Here is a 15,970-nt window from a genome sequence, read left to right on the forward strand (position 1 = left end):
CGGACCGCGGAAAACCAAAAGAGGCGGGGGGCCACGAAAGGCCGCAGCGGGACGTACGGTGCCACAAGGGGTCGGTGCTCTTCAGGGCCGCCCCAAAAGGGCCCACGGCCCGCTCGTCAACAACAACAGGAGCGGGCGACACCGGAGCCGGCCGGCCGGACCGAGCGGCAGTGTCGCGCGATCCGGTGCGCGTACCGTCGGTTCCTCTGCGGGCTGCTCATGGATCCATCCTCGCTTTGCGGATCCGGCCCGGTCAACAATGCAACTTTCTGAATTAAGTCGATTTCCCGGGCCGCCGGGAACTTCCCCGGGCGGCCCGGGCGACGGCCCGCGGGGCCCGGGTCAGGACACCGCGGGCAGCGCGGGCCACGGGCCCAACGGGTCGTCGTACAGGGCGCCCAGCGCGACGGCGGCGCCCGCGGTGGCGAGCACGGATCCGGTGAAACTGCTCGGTACGACGGACCGGCCTGCGTCGTCGCACACCAGGGACCTCGCGCGCACCTCCGCCCGCAACTCGTCCATGCAGGCGGGCAGTCGGCCCGTGCCCGGTTCGACGACCACCAGCACTTCCGGGTCGAACATGTCCAGCAGGACGGCCGCCGCCCGGCCCGTGAGTCGGGCGCGCTCCCGGAACAGCTCCACCGCCGAGGGGTCGCCACCGACGGCCAGTTCCAGCAGGGCGGCGAACGTCGGTGCGGTCAGGCCCCGTTCGCGGGCACGGCGGACCATCGCCGGTTCCGACACCCCGGACTGGAGGCAGCCGGCCGTACCGCAGGTGCAGGGGGCCCCGGCGGACGGGGCGCCCACCGGGAGGTGCGCCACGTTGCCCGCGCCGAAGCGCGGCCCCTGGTGCACGGCGCCCGCGGTGACGAACGCCGCGTCGACGACGTTGCCGACGAACAGGACGACGGCGCTGGCGCGGGTGGCGGCCTCCCCGAAGAGCTGCTCGGCCCGGGCGAGGGCCCGCGCGTGGCTGTCGAGATGGACGGGAACACCGGTCGCGCGGGCCAGTTCGTCACGTACCGGCACGCCCCGCCAACCCAATTGCGGGTGGTGCACCACGGCCCCGGCCTCGGGATCTACCCAGTGTCCGGTGGCCACGCCCAACGCGAGGGCGGTGCGGCCCGCCCCGTGCGCGGCCAGCAGCCGCGGCAATCCGGCGGCCACCCGGGCGAGGACCCGGCCCGGTTCGGTGCCCTCGTGCGGGCGGCGTTCCTCCGCGACGATCCGTCCGGTCAGGTCCATCAGCGACAGGGTCGTGTGGGGGACGGCGATGTGGGCCCCGGCGACGAGGAAGCGACCGGTGTCGATCTCCAACGGGATGTACGGGCGGCCCAGACCTCGGGGGCCCGCCGTCTCCGGGCCCTCCCTGAGCAGTCCCCGGTCCAGCAGTGCCGCGCAGTGTCCGCTGACCGCCGCGGGGGAAAGGCCCGTGAGCCGCGCGACGGTGCTGCGGGCGACGGGGCCGTGGTCGAGGACGGCGCCCAGCACGGCGCCGGTGCCGGACGCCCTGCGCAGTGGGTTCGCGGCGGCCGGCGGGATGTCGGACCGGCGCAGGGGGGTGCGGCGGGTGGTGGGGGTCTGCTGTCTGTCCACGGGGGCCTTCCAGGTCCTGTGCGGTGGCGCGCCGCCGGCCCGCGGATCGGCGCGCGCGGGGGCGGCCGGTCCTCGGACGGGGTGTGCGCGGGAAGCTCCGGAGGGAGCGCTGTTCACCGGAACACGGGGAAGCGGCACGGAGTTCGGGCCTCGGGCCCGCCACCGGGCGGGACCGGGCCGCGAGTTGCGCGCGGTCGCCGTGCGGTCAGGACCACGGACACGCCGCCGAGCAGACACGCTTCAGGTCGACGTGACCTCGTGTCGTCAGCAGCGCGGATCGGTACATGGCGCGCAACATAACCGGGGTGGCGCAAGCCGGTCAAACGTCCGCCCGCACCGTGGACGGCGCCGCGCCGCGCGCGAGGGGGGCGCCCCGGATGCGCACGACGCGGCCCGGCGGGTGCGCGTCGGTGCCCGCCGGTGTACCGGCCGGTGGATCGCGGCCGCGGTCAGCCCTGCCGGGGGGCGTCGGGCGCCGTGACGGTCGCGACGTGCTGGAGATAGCGGGAGGCGGCCTTGTCCTCGGCCTCCGTCAGTACGATCCGCCCGGTGCCACCGGCCGTGTGCAGGGCTCGGAGCAGGAGCCGCGTGTCTGCCGTGTCGGTGTCGAGCACGGCGACGGTGCGGGCGATCCGGCACACGACCTCGGCGGGGGTCTCGGGCCGGGTGCCGTACTCGCATCCGTACCAGTCGCCCGCCTCTTCGAGGACGGAGCGCAGCGCCGCGTAGCCGTCCTCCTCGTCGAGGGCCCTGCGGAGGTGACCGAGGAGCCCGGACAGGACGTCGATGTCGGCCCGGTCGAGGCCGACGGCGTAGAGCGGGGTGTGCTCGTGCCCGTCGCGTCCGACGATCCGGTTGGCCCCTTCGACGTCGCGCGCGTCGGTCAGGGCGTACATCTGCTGGCGCAGGGGCTTGGGCAGGGCCCGTTGCACGTTGATGAGGGCGGTCCGCGGCGCCTCGCCGTCGAGACCCGGGGGCAGGCCCCACACGTCGTCGTGTCCGAACCGGGTCTGGAAGGCCATGTCGTCGAGCCAGATCAGCAGGGGCTCCTCCAACTGGTGGAGGTCCGCGAGGAAGGCGGGGTGGGCGGGGAGCAGCCGCAGGGCATGGGGCATCGCTGGGTTTCTCCAGGCAAGGCGGCGGTCCTCCGCGAAGTCGGCATCCGGGCAGGCAGAGAGTGTGCCAGAGAACGGCCCGGCCCATTCCGCCGGGATGGCGCGAATACCGGTCCCCGTCCACGCCCGTGGACGTCACTCGTCCTCGAACCAGGTCCTGCCCGCCGCCCAGTGCCCGACCCAGCCGGCGAAGCCCGGTGCGGTGGTGGTGGACCCGAACCCGAAGCCCTCGCCGAGCGGGGCGGCGCCGACGTCGGTGATCAGCCAGACGTGCCCCCGCTGCGGTCCGGTGACGACCAGGTGCCAGTTCATCGCGCACCCGTCGGTGCCGAGCACGATCGACCCGTGCCGGTGGACCCGTTCCAGGGTCTCCTCCATGTCCTCGGCCGGATCCGTTTCCTCCTCCCACATCCATGCCTGCGTCAACGGGAACGGCCGGCCCGGATCGCGCTTCAGCGGGTCGTCGCCCCAGTCGACGGGCAGTTCCGCCAACGGCAGCAGTCCGTACTCGGGCGGCCCCGCGTGCGAACCGTCCGTGACCTCCGCGACGAAGGTCCGGTACGGCTCGGGCAGCACGATCCCGTGCTGCGCCTCGAAGGCGCGGACGCCCTCCCACCCCAGGGCCGACGCGCAGTCGTCGTCGATTTCGAACGCCGCGCGGAGCTCGGCGAGCTCGGCCGGGGCCACCTGTTCCGTGTTCATGCCGCATGGATACCACCCCGGCCGCGGCAGGTCGTCGTCAGGCGGCGAAGTGCGGGTTCGCGGTGGCCGCGCTGCGCAGTGCGTGCCGGATGACGGCGGCGGGGTCGCCGAGGTGGTAGATCCGTTCGGACGCCTCGATGCCGTCCAGGAACTCCTGGTAGCGCAGGGCGTACGCGAGATGGGCAAGCGGCTCCGCGAGCGCGAGCGCCCGTAGGGGCCGGCAGCCCGGCAGGTGCCGTTGCCAGGCCTCGGCCCACGCCCGGACGGCGACGGGCCGGACGGACGCGGGCAGGTAGTCGTAGGCCCGTAGGCCGTCCAGGACCGGGTTGCCCCAGTGCGCGTCGGCGAAGTCGACGACGACCGGCGGGCCGCCGTCGCTGCGCCAGTTCCCGGGGTGGAAGTCGCCGTGCACGACGGTGTCCGGAAGTCCGCACTCGGCCAGCAGGGGCCAGCGGGCGACGAGCTCCCTCGTCGACGCCCGTTCGCCGCGGGACAGCTCCCGGCCGGCTTCGCCGTCGAGGAGTTCACCGATCCGCGCCGCGAGGAGGCTGCCGCGGCGGTCCCGCAACCAGAGGGGCCTGTCCGGGGTGCGGCGGGCCCACGCGGCCTGGGCGGCGACGAGACGGCTCACGGCGCCGGTGACGGTTTCCGGACCGGGCTCGTGGCAGTCCGCTCCGGGCAGGTGCTCCAGCAGGATCCGCCGTTCCGCGGCGGCCACGACCCGGGGCACCAACCCGGCGTCGTACCGGGCGAAGGCGGCGATGACCGCGGCCTCGTCGGCGGCGAACGCGGGGGTGGCCTTCAGCCAGACCGGGCCCCGGGCCGTGGGGAAGCGGAACAGCCCGGCCAGGTTCCACGTCCGCCGCTGCTCGGCGGGCCCGGTCGGTGCCCGGCCGGCGTCGGTGAGCTCCCCGGTCGCCCAGCCCAGCAGGTCCCGCAGCCCCTCCGGGGTGGCCCAGGGCGCCCTGAGTTCGTCGGCGCCCGTCAGCGCCGACGGCGCGGAGCCGTCCGGCGGGCGCCGCTCAAGCCGGCCCGGCTGCGGCCGGCGCAGGGCTTCGACGTGGTACGCCACGTGCCCGTCGCGGGCGCCGTCCCCACCGGTCACGTCCAGCAGCCTCAGCACGAACACCGGTACGCCGAGCGCCTCGTGGAGGTGCGCGACGACCGGCTCCACCTCCGACCACCACGGGACGTCCACCGCGAACGGCCGCGTGACCCCGAGGAACTCCCCGCGCCAGGTGACCCACGCCTCGACCGTACGGCTCATCGTCCGATTCTGGCCCGGCGGCAACACCCGCGGAAGGGCGCGGGAACCGCCTTCGGGCGGCGCGCCGAGGAGGGATCTCCGCTGCGGTGCCGGTGGGTCGGGTCGGGCAGGATCCGGGACGGGAAGGATCCGGGACGGGAAGGCCTACGGCCCTCGCGGGCCGGTGCGCTCGGGCGGGAGGGTCCGGCGGACGAACCGGATGAGGAACGACCGCGGTGGCAGCCAGACGTACCGGTCCGCGTACGGCCACGCGTAGATCAGCGCTCCGTCGCGCACGCAGTCGAGCAGACCGGGCTGAGCGAGTTCGCGAGCCGACCACTCGTACAGCTGCTGCAATCGTGGAGCGATCACCCCGAAGTCGAGGAGGCGCCCGAATCCGATCTCCCTGTCGAGGTGGGAGCGGACGCTGTCGCGGAGCGGATACTCGTCGGGCAGCACCCGGGACAGTTGCAGGAAGATCCCGGTCATCCCCAGCCTCGGATCGCCGAGCAGCGCGGCGAGCGGACGCAGCCGGCCGAGGGAGATCCGGGGTGCCGCGACGAGGGCGTGGGCGTAGAGCACCCGGCACAGCACGACGTTCATGAAGAACCGCTCGGTCTCGTTCTCCGCCTCCGCCAGGTCCCGGTTCTCCAGGTAGGCGGCCACGACGCTCCCGTTGTGCGCCCGGTACCAGGCGCGGGCGGTGGGGTGCTCGGCGAAGGAGAGCCACTGCTCGACCGTGGGTGACGAGGCGGGCCCGCGCAGCCCGCCGCTGAGTCCCACCGCCTCGCAGCCGTCGCGCAGGATGCGTTCGTTCACGGCGCGCCACCACGGGCTGCCGGGCCGCTCGGCGAACGCGGGCCGCAGCACGCCCCGCCGCAGTTGCCAGCCCATGAACGACATCGCGGCCCGACGGAACGGCAGGTGGCGCGGGGCCTTGCCGAAGGGGCCGTGGTAGCAGCGCTCCATCAACGCCAACCGTCCGGCGGGGTCGTCGCGCACCGAAGCGACCTGGTGCCCGGCCCAGCCCGCGGCGGTGACTTCGGACGTCATCCGCACACCCTGGCAGACAGCTGTCGAAAACGCCCGGACCCTGCCCCGCTCCGAGCCGGCGCCCACCGGGGCGGGCGGCACTTCCGGCAGGGCATCGACGAGTTGGAGGTCGGCGGACCGGCCCGGCAGGATGCCCCTGTGATCGTGTTCGACTGCGCCGTGTGCGGCCACCGGCTGTCCGCCCCGGTCCGCGAGGTGCCGCCGCCGGCCGACGGCGAGGTGTGGACGCCGCTCGACTCCCCCGTGGACCCGTGCCCGCCCAGGATGGCGCCGGGCACCTTCGCCCGCGACCCCGATCCGGGCCGGACCGCGTGGGGCCCACCGCCCAAGTCCTTCGGCAGGTCGCGCGCGGGGCACGAGCCGGGGGTGGACCTGCTGTTGAGCCCGGGCGACCTCGTGGGGACCACGAGGATCCTCGGCCGCTGGTCCGGCTGCTGCGGGCCGGCCGGGACCGACGGGCCGAACCTCGCCTGCGCGGGGTGCCGGGCGGAGGTCGGTCTGTGGACCGGCGACTGCTACACCTGGCTGGACGTCGTGCTCGACGGACGCCTGACCCGCCCCGTCCCGCACCCTCGTCCGCCCCGCCGGCCCGCGCCACCTGGATGAGCGACGCCGACGGCCGGTCCGCACTGCCGGTGGCTCGACGGGACCGTGAACCCCGCCCGGTCCGCCCGCCGGCGGCGGTTGGTCCGTACGGGCGGATCAGGTGCCCGCGGCGGGGCGGGACCGGACGGGGGCGCGGCCGGTGCTGTGAGGCTGGCGCGGACCCTGCCCCAGCCCGAAGGAAGGACCATGCGGATGCGCGTGCGCCGTGGACATCACCGGGCGGCCCTCCTGGCCGCCCTGCTCTCGATCACCGTGGCGACCGGCCCCGCGCCCGCGTCGGGCGACCCCGGACCGGGGAAGCGGGAGGTCGCCCGGGACGGAGTGGTGCGCGGCGGCAGCGGTCCGGTCCCGGGGGCCGCGGTCACGGTGTACGAGGCGGGCACCCGCTTCGGTGACCGGCCGCGCCGCTTGGGCGGTGCCCGTACGGACGACCGGGGCCGGTTCCGGGTGACGTACGCCCCGCCCCGCGACCCGGGGGCCGTGGTGTACCTGACGGCCGACGCGCGACCCGCGGACGGCGGGGCGGACGACCGGACGCGCACGACGCCCCCCGTACGGTTCGCGGCCGTGCTGACCGGGGCCCCCGGCGGGCCGGAGCGTCGACTGGGCGTCACCGAGCGGACCACCGTCGCGGCCGGGTTCGCGCTGGCCCAGTTCACGCGGGACGGGGGCTTCGCGGGGCCCTGGCCGGGGCCGCGCAACGCCGCGTCGGTGGCGCACAACCTGGCGGACGTGACCACCGGCGGGGTCTCCCCCTTCCTGGCGGCGCCGCCGAACGGCGGGCAGACCTCCACGCTGCGCGCCTTCAACTCCCTGGCCGACGCGCTCGCCGCGTGCACGGCGCGGGCCCGGGGGTGCGCGGAACTGTTCGAAGCGGCGCGGGTGCCCGGTGGCGAGCGCCCCAGGGACACCCTGCAGGCGGTGGCGGACATCGCCCGCGCGCCGGGTACCCGGCCGGACGCGGTGTTCGCGCTGGCGCGGCGCCACCCGGTGTACGCGCCGGCGCTCGACGCGGCGCCGACGGCGTGGACCCTGGCCCTGCGCTACGAGGGCAACGGGCGGGAGTTCGACGGTCCGGGGAACATCGCCTTCGACCGGGCGGGGGACGCCTGGGTGGTGAACAACTACGTCTACGGGGAGGACCCCCGGGACCCGGCGTGCGGGGGCAGGCAGCTGCTCCGGATCCGACCGGACGGCCGGGACGCCCCGGGGGCGCCCTATGCGGGCGGGGGCCTGTACGGGGCCGGGTACGGGGTGGCGGTCGACCGGTCCGGGGACGTGTGGGCGGCGAACTTCGGTTTCCAGGGGCGGGGTTGCCCGCTGGACCCGGACCCGCTGTTCCGCAGCGTCTCGCAGTTCGACCCGCGGGGGCGGGCGCTGTCCCCGCCGCAGGGATGGCGGCAGGGCGACTTCCTACAGCCGCAGGGCCTGGCGACCGGGCGGGACGGCACGGTGTGGGTGGCGAACTGCGGCAACCGCAGCGTCACCCGGATCCCGCAGGGGCGGGCCGGGCAGGCCGAGAACATTCCGGTGGGGGACGGCAAGCTGGTGAAGCCGTTCGGTGTTTCGTTGGACGGCCGCGGCCGGGCGTGGGTCACGGGCAACGGCAGTGACAGCGTGGCCGTGTTCGGTCCGGAGGGAACCCTGGAGCGCATGGTGACCGGCGGCGGGCTGCGGCGGCCGATGGGGATCGCCTCCGACAGCCGCGGCAACCAGTGGGTGTCGAACAGTGGTGGCGTCCGGGTGCCGTGCGAGGACGACACCTCCCAGGACCTGGCCGATTCGACCGGCCCGGCCGGCGGTCCCGCGGCGGACGGAGCCTCGGTGCTCATGCTCGCCCCCGACGGTTCGACCCCGGCGGCGTCCTACACGACGGGCAGTGTGCTGCTGCCCTGGGGCATCGCCGTGGACGGCTCCGACACGGTGTGGGTGGCCGACTTCTCGGGGCAGCGGGTGACCCGACTGTGCGGGGTGCGGACGGAGGCCTGTCCGCCGGGGCACCGGACCGGGCAGCCCATCTCACCGGCTTCCGCCGGGTACGGATTCGACGGGCTGGTCCGCAACACCGGCGTCCAGGTCGACCCGTCGGGCAACGTGTGGTTGACGAACAACTGGGAGCTCGTCCCGCTGCAGACCAACCCGGGCGGCCGTCAGCTGGTGCTCTTCGTCGGCCTGGCCACCCCGGTGCGCACGCCGCTGATCGGGCTGCCGCGGCCGCTGTGACCTGCGGAGATCGCCGCCCCCGCCCGTGCGGCGGGGGCGGGGGCAGGGCGGTTCGCGGGGCGCCCGCGGCGCCCGCGGGTCACTTGCCCACGACGGCCCGGACGTTCTCGACGCTGCCGCAGTCCGCGGCCAGCCGGCGCGCGCGTTCCTCCAGGAAGGCGGCTCCCAGCTCGGCCCGCCGTTCGTCGGGGACGTTCTCCCTGGCACCGTTGAGGATGGTCCGCTCCTCCTCGTCCAGGTGGTGGGAGACGGCCTTGACCAGGTCCTCCAGCTTGGAGTCCCATGCCTCGGAGCCCACCTCGTCGACCTCCAGGAGGGCCAGGAGCGCCTCGTTGCCCTCCTCGTGCTCCTCGGTGCCGTGCTCGACTTCCTCGTTGTCCACGTCCTTGAAGCGCTTCAGCGCGCCGTACACCTTCGTCTCCTCGGCCTCGCCGTGCGCGATGAGCAGCGCCGAGAACTTCTTCAGCGCGTCCTCGCGGTCCGACTCCACGCTCCGCATCCGCCGGAACAGGTCCTCCATCCGGCGGTGGTCCTTGAGGATCAACGCCACGACGTCCTGCTCCTGATCCTGGTGCTGCCGGTCGGCTGCCATGCCGGCTCCCTCCTCGTTCGGGTCCGCTTGCCTCACCCGGCGCGTGCTCGCCGCCGGGCGGTTGAAACCTCCCCGGAGCCCGAAACCTGCCGGTCACCGGTTTCCGGCGGCGGGCGCGGGCAGGCGCACGGGCATGACCCACGCACTTGCCTCGCTCCTGCACGTCGTACGCCGAGAACCAGCGGTCGTCCAAGCGCTCCGCTCGACGGCCGCCGCCGTCGTCTCCTATGCCGTCGCGCTACGGCTGAGCAGTGAACCCGCGCCGTTGACGGCGCCGCTGACCGCCCTCCTCGTCGTGCAGGTGACCCTGTACACGACGCTCACCACGGGTATCCGACGGGTCAACTCGGTGGTGGCGGGGGTCCTCGTCGCCATCGCGTTCAGCGCGCTGGTCGGTCTGACCTGGTGGAGCCTCGGCCTGGTCATCCTGGCGTCGCTCGTGGTGGGCCGGCTGGTGCGGGCCGGCGAGTTCGTGCCCGAGGTCGCGATCAGCGCCATGCTGGTCCTCGGGGTGAGCCGGGTGGCGGACACCGCCTGGGACCGGGTCCTGGAAACACTGATCGGCGCGGCGGTCGGCCTGGCCTTCAACGTCCTTGTCGCCCCGCCCGTGTGGGTGGAGCCGGCGAGCGCCGCCATCACCGGTCTCGCGACCCGGATGCGCACGCTGCTCCTGCACATCGGTGGTGAGGCGGAGAACGCCACCACCGTGGAGTCGGCCGCCGCCCGGCTGCACGAGGCGCGCCGGCTCGACAACGACGTCGCCGAGGTCGACGCGGCGCTGCGGCAGGCCGAGGACAGTCTGCGGATGAATCCCCGCGTCCGCGAGGGCCTTCTCTTCCGGCTCGTGTTGCGGACCGGCCTCGACACGCTGGAGATTTGCGCGGTGGTACTGCGCGTGTCCTGCCGGACCCTGACCGACATGGCCCGGACCCGTGGCGCGGAGCCGCTGCTGCCGCCGGCGGTGGCGGTGGCGCTCCAGGAGGTGTACGAGCACCTGGCGGGCGCCGTCGAGTCCTTCGCCCAGCTCGTGACGGCCCAGGTCAGCGCCAATGCGGAGGCGGCGGAGGAGCGGCTGAACGAGGAGCTGGCCATCGCCCGCCGCAGCCGCGAGCGGTTCGCCGCCCTGCTGCCGGAGCAGGTCGCGCGGCGACCCGACGAGTGGCAGCTCTACGGATCCCTGCTGGCCGACGCGGACCGGGTGCTGGACGAACTGGGCGTGGAGAAGCGCTCGGCCCGCCTGATGGAGGAACTGGACCGGCACTCGCGCGAGCGCCGCGCACGCCATCCCCGGCTGCACGCGCTCGCCGGGCGTGCGCCCCGGCGTCGCACCGGAACGAAGGTCTGAGCACGTCCGGGCACGCGGACCGGGCGGGTACGCGGACCGGGCGGGTACGCGGACGGGACGGCCGGATACCGACCGCCCCCCACGTCGCGCCGTACGTCGGCGTCGGGCGTCAGCGCGCGGCGCCGAAGCTCTGGGTCCAGTACTGGCCGGGCTGGGCGAGGCCGATCCCGATCTCCTTGAAGGAGCAGTCGAGGATGTTCCGCTTGTGGCCCGGGCTGTTCATCCAGCCCTCCATGACCTTCGCGGCGGTGTCGTAGCCGTAGGCGACGTTCTCGCCGTAGGTGCTCCACTGGTATCCGGCGCGGGTGATGCGCTGACCCGGGTCCGAACCGTCGGATCCGGTGTGGGACATGTTGGAGTGGGCGGCCATGTCGGCGCTGTGGTCCTGTGCGGCCTTGGTCAGCTTCTCGTTGACGGTGAGCGCGGGACAGCCGACGGCGGCGCGCTCCTTGTTGACGAGCGCGAGGACCTCGCCCGCGGCGCCGGTGGGGGCCTGGGCATCGGCGGGGGCACCGGCCTCGGGCGTCCCGGTCGGCTCCGCCGGCTGCGGCTGCACGGGCTGCGGCTGCTGGACCGGCTGCTGCGGCGCCTGCTCGGCGGGCAGCGGGTTCTCGGGGGCCGGGTCGGCGGGCGGCTCGACGACGGGCTGCGCGACCGGCTCGGCCGGTGCCGCCTCGGGGGCCTCGAAGGGGATCGGGGCCTGCACGGGCTGCTGCGCGCCCGGGCCGGTCTGCCAGGGGCGGGCGTCCTGCTGGGAGGAGACGACCCGCACGGGGCCGGTCTCCTGGGTGTCCAGGCACGCCATGGCCGTGGTGGGCACGCCCACGATGGCCAGCGCCCCGACGGCGACGGCTATCTTCCGATGGTGCTTCTTCTTACGGTGCTTCTTCATGCGGGACCTCACTCGGTGATCGCGAAGCTCCCGGCGCCGGACCGCGAAGGCGCCGGAGGAGTCGCCATTCTTAGAAGCCCGGCAGTGGCCTGGCAAGCCACGGCCCCGGAGCCGCGGAGGGGGTCCGGGACACGGCTTGAATCGGCTGGAAGATCGTGCATGCCCGGGTGGCGGTCGCCGGGGCACGCAGCTGTCGCACCGCCAGAACCGGCCCCCGTCAGCCGCGTTGGAGAAGGCTGAACAGGAGCCACCAATTCCGTTTCTGGCGGAGTGAGGCATGTCCACGCGAAATAGCGACATAGGCCGACATGTCGCCGGGCCGACGATCATCCCGAGGGCCGCCGGGCCGGCGCGCGGTCCGTGACGCATGTCACGGGTTCAGGAGGGAACCGGAGGGAAAACGGTCCGCACGGCCGCCCGTCCCCCCGCTGCCGATCAGAACGCGAAGACGGCGTTGCCGTTCAGGGTCGCGTTCATGGCGCAGCCGTTGGAGAACGTGTGCTTCCAGGCGACGCGACTGCCCTGCCAGACGCCGTCCGCCGTGACGGTGACGGGGTCGTAGTGCATGGGGCACGCCCGCTCCGGGTCCGGGGCGGCCAGCAGCCGGTCGAAGGCACCGCCGGTGGCGTTCAGGGCCCCGCAGGCGGCCACGGGGTCGGGGTGCGTGCCCGAGGCGGTCGGGGCGCAGCTGAGGGTGGAGGCGCGTAAGGCGGTGTCCGTGTCGGTGTCGCCCTGGACGACGGTGAAGACCATCGCGGACGGGGCGTACAGGCTCGCGGGGCGGGCCTCCGCCACACCGGAAGCTCCTACGAGACACAGGAGGGCGGCGGCAGAGACCGTGGTGATGCGACGCACAGCACAACTCACTTTCGATTCCAAGGTTGAACGCGATACTTGCTTGCAATATCGCGGTCTGACTTGGCCAACAGTGTCCGATGCGAAGGCGCAGCGCATGTCGATGACCGTTTTACGGACACACCGTTCGGATAGCGGGCACCGAATGGTCGTTCGGGCAGCTCACAGGGGGTGCGCCGACCTCCCGCGTGATCGAGGGTCCGGGGCCACACCACCCGTGACCTGCGCCCCGCCCCGTCGGCTGCCGCGCTCCGTTCATCGAACGGCCACGCAGCTTGACCGGATCGGAGCGGTCCGGGATGCTCCGAACGCCCGAGCGGGGCCCGACGGACCGGGCCCCGCCGCCGAATCCGGCTTCCCGGTCAGAGCACCTTGGAGAGGAACGCCCGGGTACGTTCCTGCCGCGGCGCGTCCAGGACGGCGGACGGCGGGCCCTGCTCCACGACGACCCCGCCGTCCATGAACACGACGGTGTCGGCGACCTCGCGGGCGAAGCCGATCTCGTGGGTGACGACGATCATGGTGGTTCCGGCTGCGGCCAGGTCCGTGATGACGTCGAGGACCTCTCCGACCAGTTCCGGGTCGAGGGCCGAGGTCGGCTCGTCGAAGAGCAGCACCTTGGGTTCGAGGGCGAGCGCCCGGGCGATGGCCACCCGCTGCTGTTGCCCACCGGACAGCTGCCGCGGGTAGGCGTCGCCCTTGTCCGCGAGACCGACCCGTTCCAGCAGCCGGCGCGCCGACTCCCGCGCCCGCTCCCGCGGCCGGCGGAGCGCGCCGACCGGGGCCTCGACGAGGTTCTCCAGCACGGTGAGGTGCGGGAAGAGGTTGAAGTTCTGGAAGACGAAACCGATGTGCGTGCGCTGCTTGAGGACCTCCGCCTCCCCCAGCTCGTACAGCTTGCCGCGGGCGCTGCGGTAGCCGATGAGCTCGCCGTCGACGTGGATCAGGCCGCGGTCGACCTTCTCCAGGTGGTTGATGGTGCGCAGGAGCGTGGACTTGCCCGAGCCCGAGGGGCCGATGACCACGGTGACCTCGCCGGCCCGGACCCGCAGGTCCACGCCGCGCAGCACTTCCAGCGTGCCGAAGCTCTTGTGGACGCCGCGCACGTCGACCATGACGTCGGTCGGTGCGCCGGCGACCGGGGTGCTCACGTGTGCTCGGCGGGGTTGATCCGCGACTCTTCGATCGCGGAGGCGGTGGTGCCCCACTTCTTCAGGATCCGGGCGTACGTGCCGTTCTTGACCAGCTCGTTGACGGCGGCCTGGAAGGCGGGGGTCAGCGGGGATCCCTTCTTGAAGGCGAAGCCGACGTCGAGGCGGTGGTACTCGCCGAGGAAGGTGGTCTGCGCGGCGGGCTGGGCGGCCTGGTGGCGCAGGCCGTTGATCGTCGACATGACGACGTCGATCCGGCCCTGCTGGAGGGCGGTGGTCACGGCCCCGGGCTCCGAGAAGACCTTGACCTCGTAGGGCTTCTTGCCGGCCGCGGCGCACACGCCCTGCTGTGCGGTGAGGGTCTTCTCGAAGGTCGTGCCCGCGCCGGTGCCGATGGTCAGTCCGCACAGTTGGGTGAGGTCGTTGACCTGTGTGGTCAGCGTGGTGTTGCCGGTCTTCACGGCGAAGCCCTGGCCGTCGTTGATGTAGGTGACGAAGTCGATGGTCTTCAGGCGTTCCGCGGTGACGCCGAAGTTGCCCGTGCCGAGGTCGTACTTCCCGCTGCCGAGGGCGGGCAGGATCGTCTCGAAGGAGGCGTCCTGCCGTTCCGCCTTGACCCCGAGGACCTTGGCCACCGCGTTGGCGATGTCGATGTCCTGGCCGGCGGGCGGCTTGTCCTGACCGTTCGGGTAGTACGCCGACGGCGGGGAGCCGACGGAGCTGCCGATCCGTACGCTACCCGTCCTGCGGACGTCGGCGGGGAGCAGGGCGGCGATCGTCTCGACGGTCGTCACGTCGGCGACCGGATCGTCGGCCGGGGCCGGGGAGGCCTGCGCGGCGCCCGCCGGCGCAGGGGTACCGCCGCCGGAGCCGCAGGCGGTCAACGGCAACAGGGGCAGCAGGGCGAGGGCGGCGGTGGTGCGCAGGCGGGTGCGGATCCCGTTCCCGGGGAGGTTCACGGCGGGCATGCCTTTCCATGGCGGGGCGTGGTGACGGACGGTGGCGGGGCGGTGGGGGGCGATCGGGGTGGTGGGTTCGTCACCCGCCGACCCCGGTCAGGCGCTCCTGCGGGACGGTTGTCGGATCCGTGGCCGCGCGGGCGGCTGCCCGGGCGGCGTCCCGCTTGGCGACCTCCTCCCGGACGAGGGGGATCACGTACCGGCCGAAGTCGACGGCGTCGTCGAGGAGGTCGTAGCCGCGGGCGGAGAGGATGTCGACGCCGAGGTCGTGGTAGTCGAGGAGGGCCCGGGCTACCGTTTCCGGGGTGCCGACCAGGGCGTTGGAGTTGCCCGCGCCGCCGGTGGCGGCGGCGGTCGGGGTCCACAGGGCCCGGTCGTAGCGCTCGCCCGCCTCGGCGATGGCGATCAGGCGCTGCGATCCGGTGTTCTCGGGTGCCGCGGCCTCCGTGACGCCTCCCTGGTGCCGCCGCACCGGGCCGCCCGCCCGGCGCCGCTGCCGGATGGTGGCCACCGTGCGGTGCGCCTTCTCCCAGGCCAGTTCCTCGGTCGGGGCGATGATCGGGCGGAACGCCACCTGGATGCGCGGCACGTCGGTGCGGCCCGCGGCCGCCGCCGCGGCCTTCACCGCCTCGATCTGCAGGGCGGTTTCCGCCAGCGGTTCGCCCCACAGGCAGTAGACGTCCGCCTCGGCACCCCCCGCCGCGTACGCGGCGGGCGAGGAGCCGCCGAACGATACGTCGGGGCGCGGCTGTTGGACGGGGAAGACGTCGCTGACGAAGTCGTGGAAGCGGTAGTGCTCGCCCTCGTGGTCGAAGGGCTCGTGGGTGGTCCAGATCTTCTTGACGATCCGGATGTACTCACGGGTGCGGGCGTAGCGCTCGTCCTTGGTGAGGGTGTCGCCCTCCCGGCCCTGCTCGTGGTCATTGCCGCCGGTGATGAAGTGCACGGCGAGCCGGCCCTCGCTGATCCGGTCGAGGGTCGCGAAGGTCTTGGCGGCGAAGGTGGGGTACGAGACGTTGGGCCGGTGGGCGAGCAGGATCCCGAGGCGGTCCAGCCTGGCGGCGACGTACGCGGCCGCCGGCGCGGGGTCCGGGGAGCCGGAGCCGTAGGCGAACAGCACCCGGTCCCAGCCGTGGTCCTCGTGCGCCCGGGCGAGCCGGAGCGTGTACTCCTTGTCGAAGGAGGCGCCGGAGCGGGCGGTGGTTTCGGAACCGTCGTTGGTGGCGGCGATGCCGAGGAATTCCACGGGCATGGGATGGCCTTTCGGGGCGTGGCGGATCGCGGGCGGACAGCACGAACCGACCTCATGGCACACACATGTGACGCAAGGTCACATGAAGGTGGAGGGAGCGGTGCGGGGGAATGCGACGTGGACGACGCGGCACGTCGCGGGATGGGAGCGGGGCAGCGCACGTCCGGATCCACGACGCCGCGTCCCGGTGCGGGCGGATGCCGCGCGGCGGGTGGTGCGGAGGGGGACATCGGCCCGCGACGGGGTCACCGAAGGAGGGAAGGGCCGGTCAGACAGCCCGCTGCCGCATCAGGCGCGACAGGTCGCGGACCACACCCGACCGAAGTCGATGTAGTCGCGCGAAACAAGGCGCTGATGGGCATTCATGTGACTACTTGAGCAGT

Annotated in this window: 14 protein-coding genes; 3 read left to right on the top strand and 11 right to left on the bottom strand. The window is 73.7% G+C overall.

The annotated features are described in order from the left end of the window. Positions 1–342 precede the first annotated feature (342 nt). The 5 genes from ACFVS6_RS03750 to ACFVS6_RS03770 form a co-directional block, all read right to left on the bottom strand. Complete coding sequence (locus tag ACFVS6_RS03750; protein ID WP_389700323.1) at positions 343–1,596, bottom strand: ROK family protein; 1,254 nt, start codon at positions 1,594–1,596, stop codon at positions 343–345. A 449-nt stretch (positions 1,597–2,045) separates the two neighbouring features. Beyond that, the gene (locus ACFVS6_RS03755) at positions 2,046–2,711 is read right to left on the bottom strand and encodes a hypothetical protein (RefSeq protein WP_389700324.1); all 666 of its coding nucleotides are present in this window, start codon (positions 2,709–2,711) and stop codon (positions 2,046–2,048) included. A 135-nt stretch (positions 2,712–2,846) separates the two neighbouring features. Further along, positions 2,847–3,413 carry an SMI1/KNR4 family protein gene (locus ACFVS6_RS03760; RefSeq protein WP_389700325.1) on the bottom strand — a complete coding sequence of 189 codons (567 nt, stop codon included), beginning with the start codon at positions 3,411–3,413 and terminating at the stop codon, positions 2,847–2,849. A 37-nt stretch (positions 3,414–3,450) separates the two neighbouring features. Continuing rightward, entirely contained in the window at positions 3,451–4,680 is a 1,230-nt protein-coding gene (locus tag ACFVS6_RS03765) for an aminoglycoside phosphotransferase family protein (protein WP_389700326.1), read from the bottom strand. Between the two features lie 144 nt (positions 4,681–4,824). Beyond that, positions 4,825–5,712 carry a hypothetical protein gene (locus ACFVS6_RS03770; RefSeq protein WP_389700327.1) on the bottom strand — a complete coding sequence of 296 codons (888 nt, stop codon included), beginning with the start codon at positions 5,710–5,712 and terminating at the stop codon, positions 4,825–4,827. A gap of 138 nt (positions 5,713–5,850) precedes the next feature. Between ACFVS6_RS03770 and ACFVS6_RS03775 the strand changes: the two genes are divergently transcribed. Then, positions 5,851–6,318, top strand: a complete 468-nt coding sequence (locus ACFVS6_RS03775) for a hypothetical protein (RefSeq protein WP_389700328.1) — start codon at positions 5,851–5,853, stop codon at positions 6,316–6,318. A 192-nt stretch (positions 6,319–6,510) separates the two neighbouring features. Further along, complete coding sequence (locus ACFVS6_RS03780; protein ID WP_389700329.1) at positions 6,511–8,541, top strand: NHL repeat-containing protein; 2,031 nt, start codon at positions 6,511–6,513, stop codon at positions 8,539–8,541. 79 nt (positions 8,542–8,620) lie between these two features. Here the strand turns inward: ACFVS6_RS03780 and ACFVS6_RS03785 are convergent, their stop codons facing one another. Further along, positions 8,621–9,133 (bottom strand): hemerythrin domain-containing protein, encoded by a 513-nt coding sequence (locus ACFVS6_RS03785; protein ID WP_389700330.1) that lies wholly within the window; start codon positions 9,131–9,133, stop codon positions 8,621–8,623. A gap of 133 nt (positions 9,134–9,266) precedes the next feature. Between ACFVS6_RS03785 and ACFVS6_RS03790 the strand changes: the two genes are divergently transcribed. Continuing rightward, positions 9,267–10,478 (top strand): aromatic acid exporter family protein, encoded by a 1,212-nt coding sequence (locus ACFVS6_RS03790; protein ID WP_389700331.1) that lies wholly within the window; start codon positions 9,267–9,269, stop codon positions 10,476–10,478. A 109-nt stretch (positions 10,479–10,587) separates the two neighbouring features. Here ACFVS6_RS03790 and ACFVS6_RS03795 read toward each other — a convergent pair whose 3' ends face one another. The 5 genes from ACFVS6_RS03795 to ACFVS6_RS03815 form a co-directional block, all read right to left on the bottom strand. Then, complete coding sequence (locus ACFVS6_RS03795; protein WP_389700332.1) at positions 10,588–11,370, bottom strand: CAP domain-containing protein; 783 nt, start codon at positions 11,368–11,370, stop codon at positions 10,588–10,590. Positions 11,371–11,805: 435 nt separating this feature from the next. Further along, on the bottom strand, positions 11,806–12,165 hold the full coding sequence (locus tag ACFVS6_RS03800) for a subtilase-type protease inhibitor (protein WP_389700333.1): 360 nt from the start codon (positions 12,163–12,165) through the stop codon (positions 11,806–11,808). Positions 12,166–12,587: 422 nt separating this feature from the next. Further along, positions 12,588–13,340, bottom strand: coding sequence for an amino acid ABC transporter ATP-binding protein (locus tag ACFVS6_RS03805; protein ID WP_389700486.1), 753 nt, complete (start codon positions 13,338–13,340; stop codon positions 12,588–12,590). A gap of 32 nt (positions 13,341–13,372) precedes the next feature. Further along, positions 13,373–14,344 (bottom strand): ABC transporter substrate-binding protein, encoded by a 972-nt coding sequence (locus ACFVS6_RS03810; RefSeq protein WP_389700334.1) that lies wholly within the window; start codon positions 14,342–14,344, stop codon positions 13,373–13,375. Positions 14,345–14,414: 70 nt separating this feature from the next. Beyond that, positions 14,415–15,587 (bottom strand): LLM class flavin-dependent oxidoreductase, encoded by a 1,173-nt coding sequence (locus tag ACFVS6_RS03815; protein ID WP_389700335.1) that lies wholly within the window; start codon positions 15,585–15,587, stop codon positions 14,415–14,417. Positions 15,588–15,970 lie beyond the last annotated feature (383 nt).

This window comes from Streptomyces sp. NPDC057939 (assembly GCF_042887545.1).
In the GTDB taxonomy this organism is placed as follows: Bacteria; Actinomycetota; Actinomycetes; order Streptomycetales; family Streptomycetaceae; genus Streptomyces.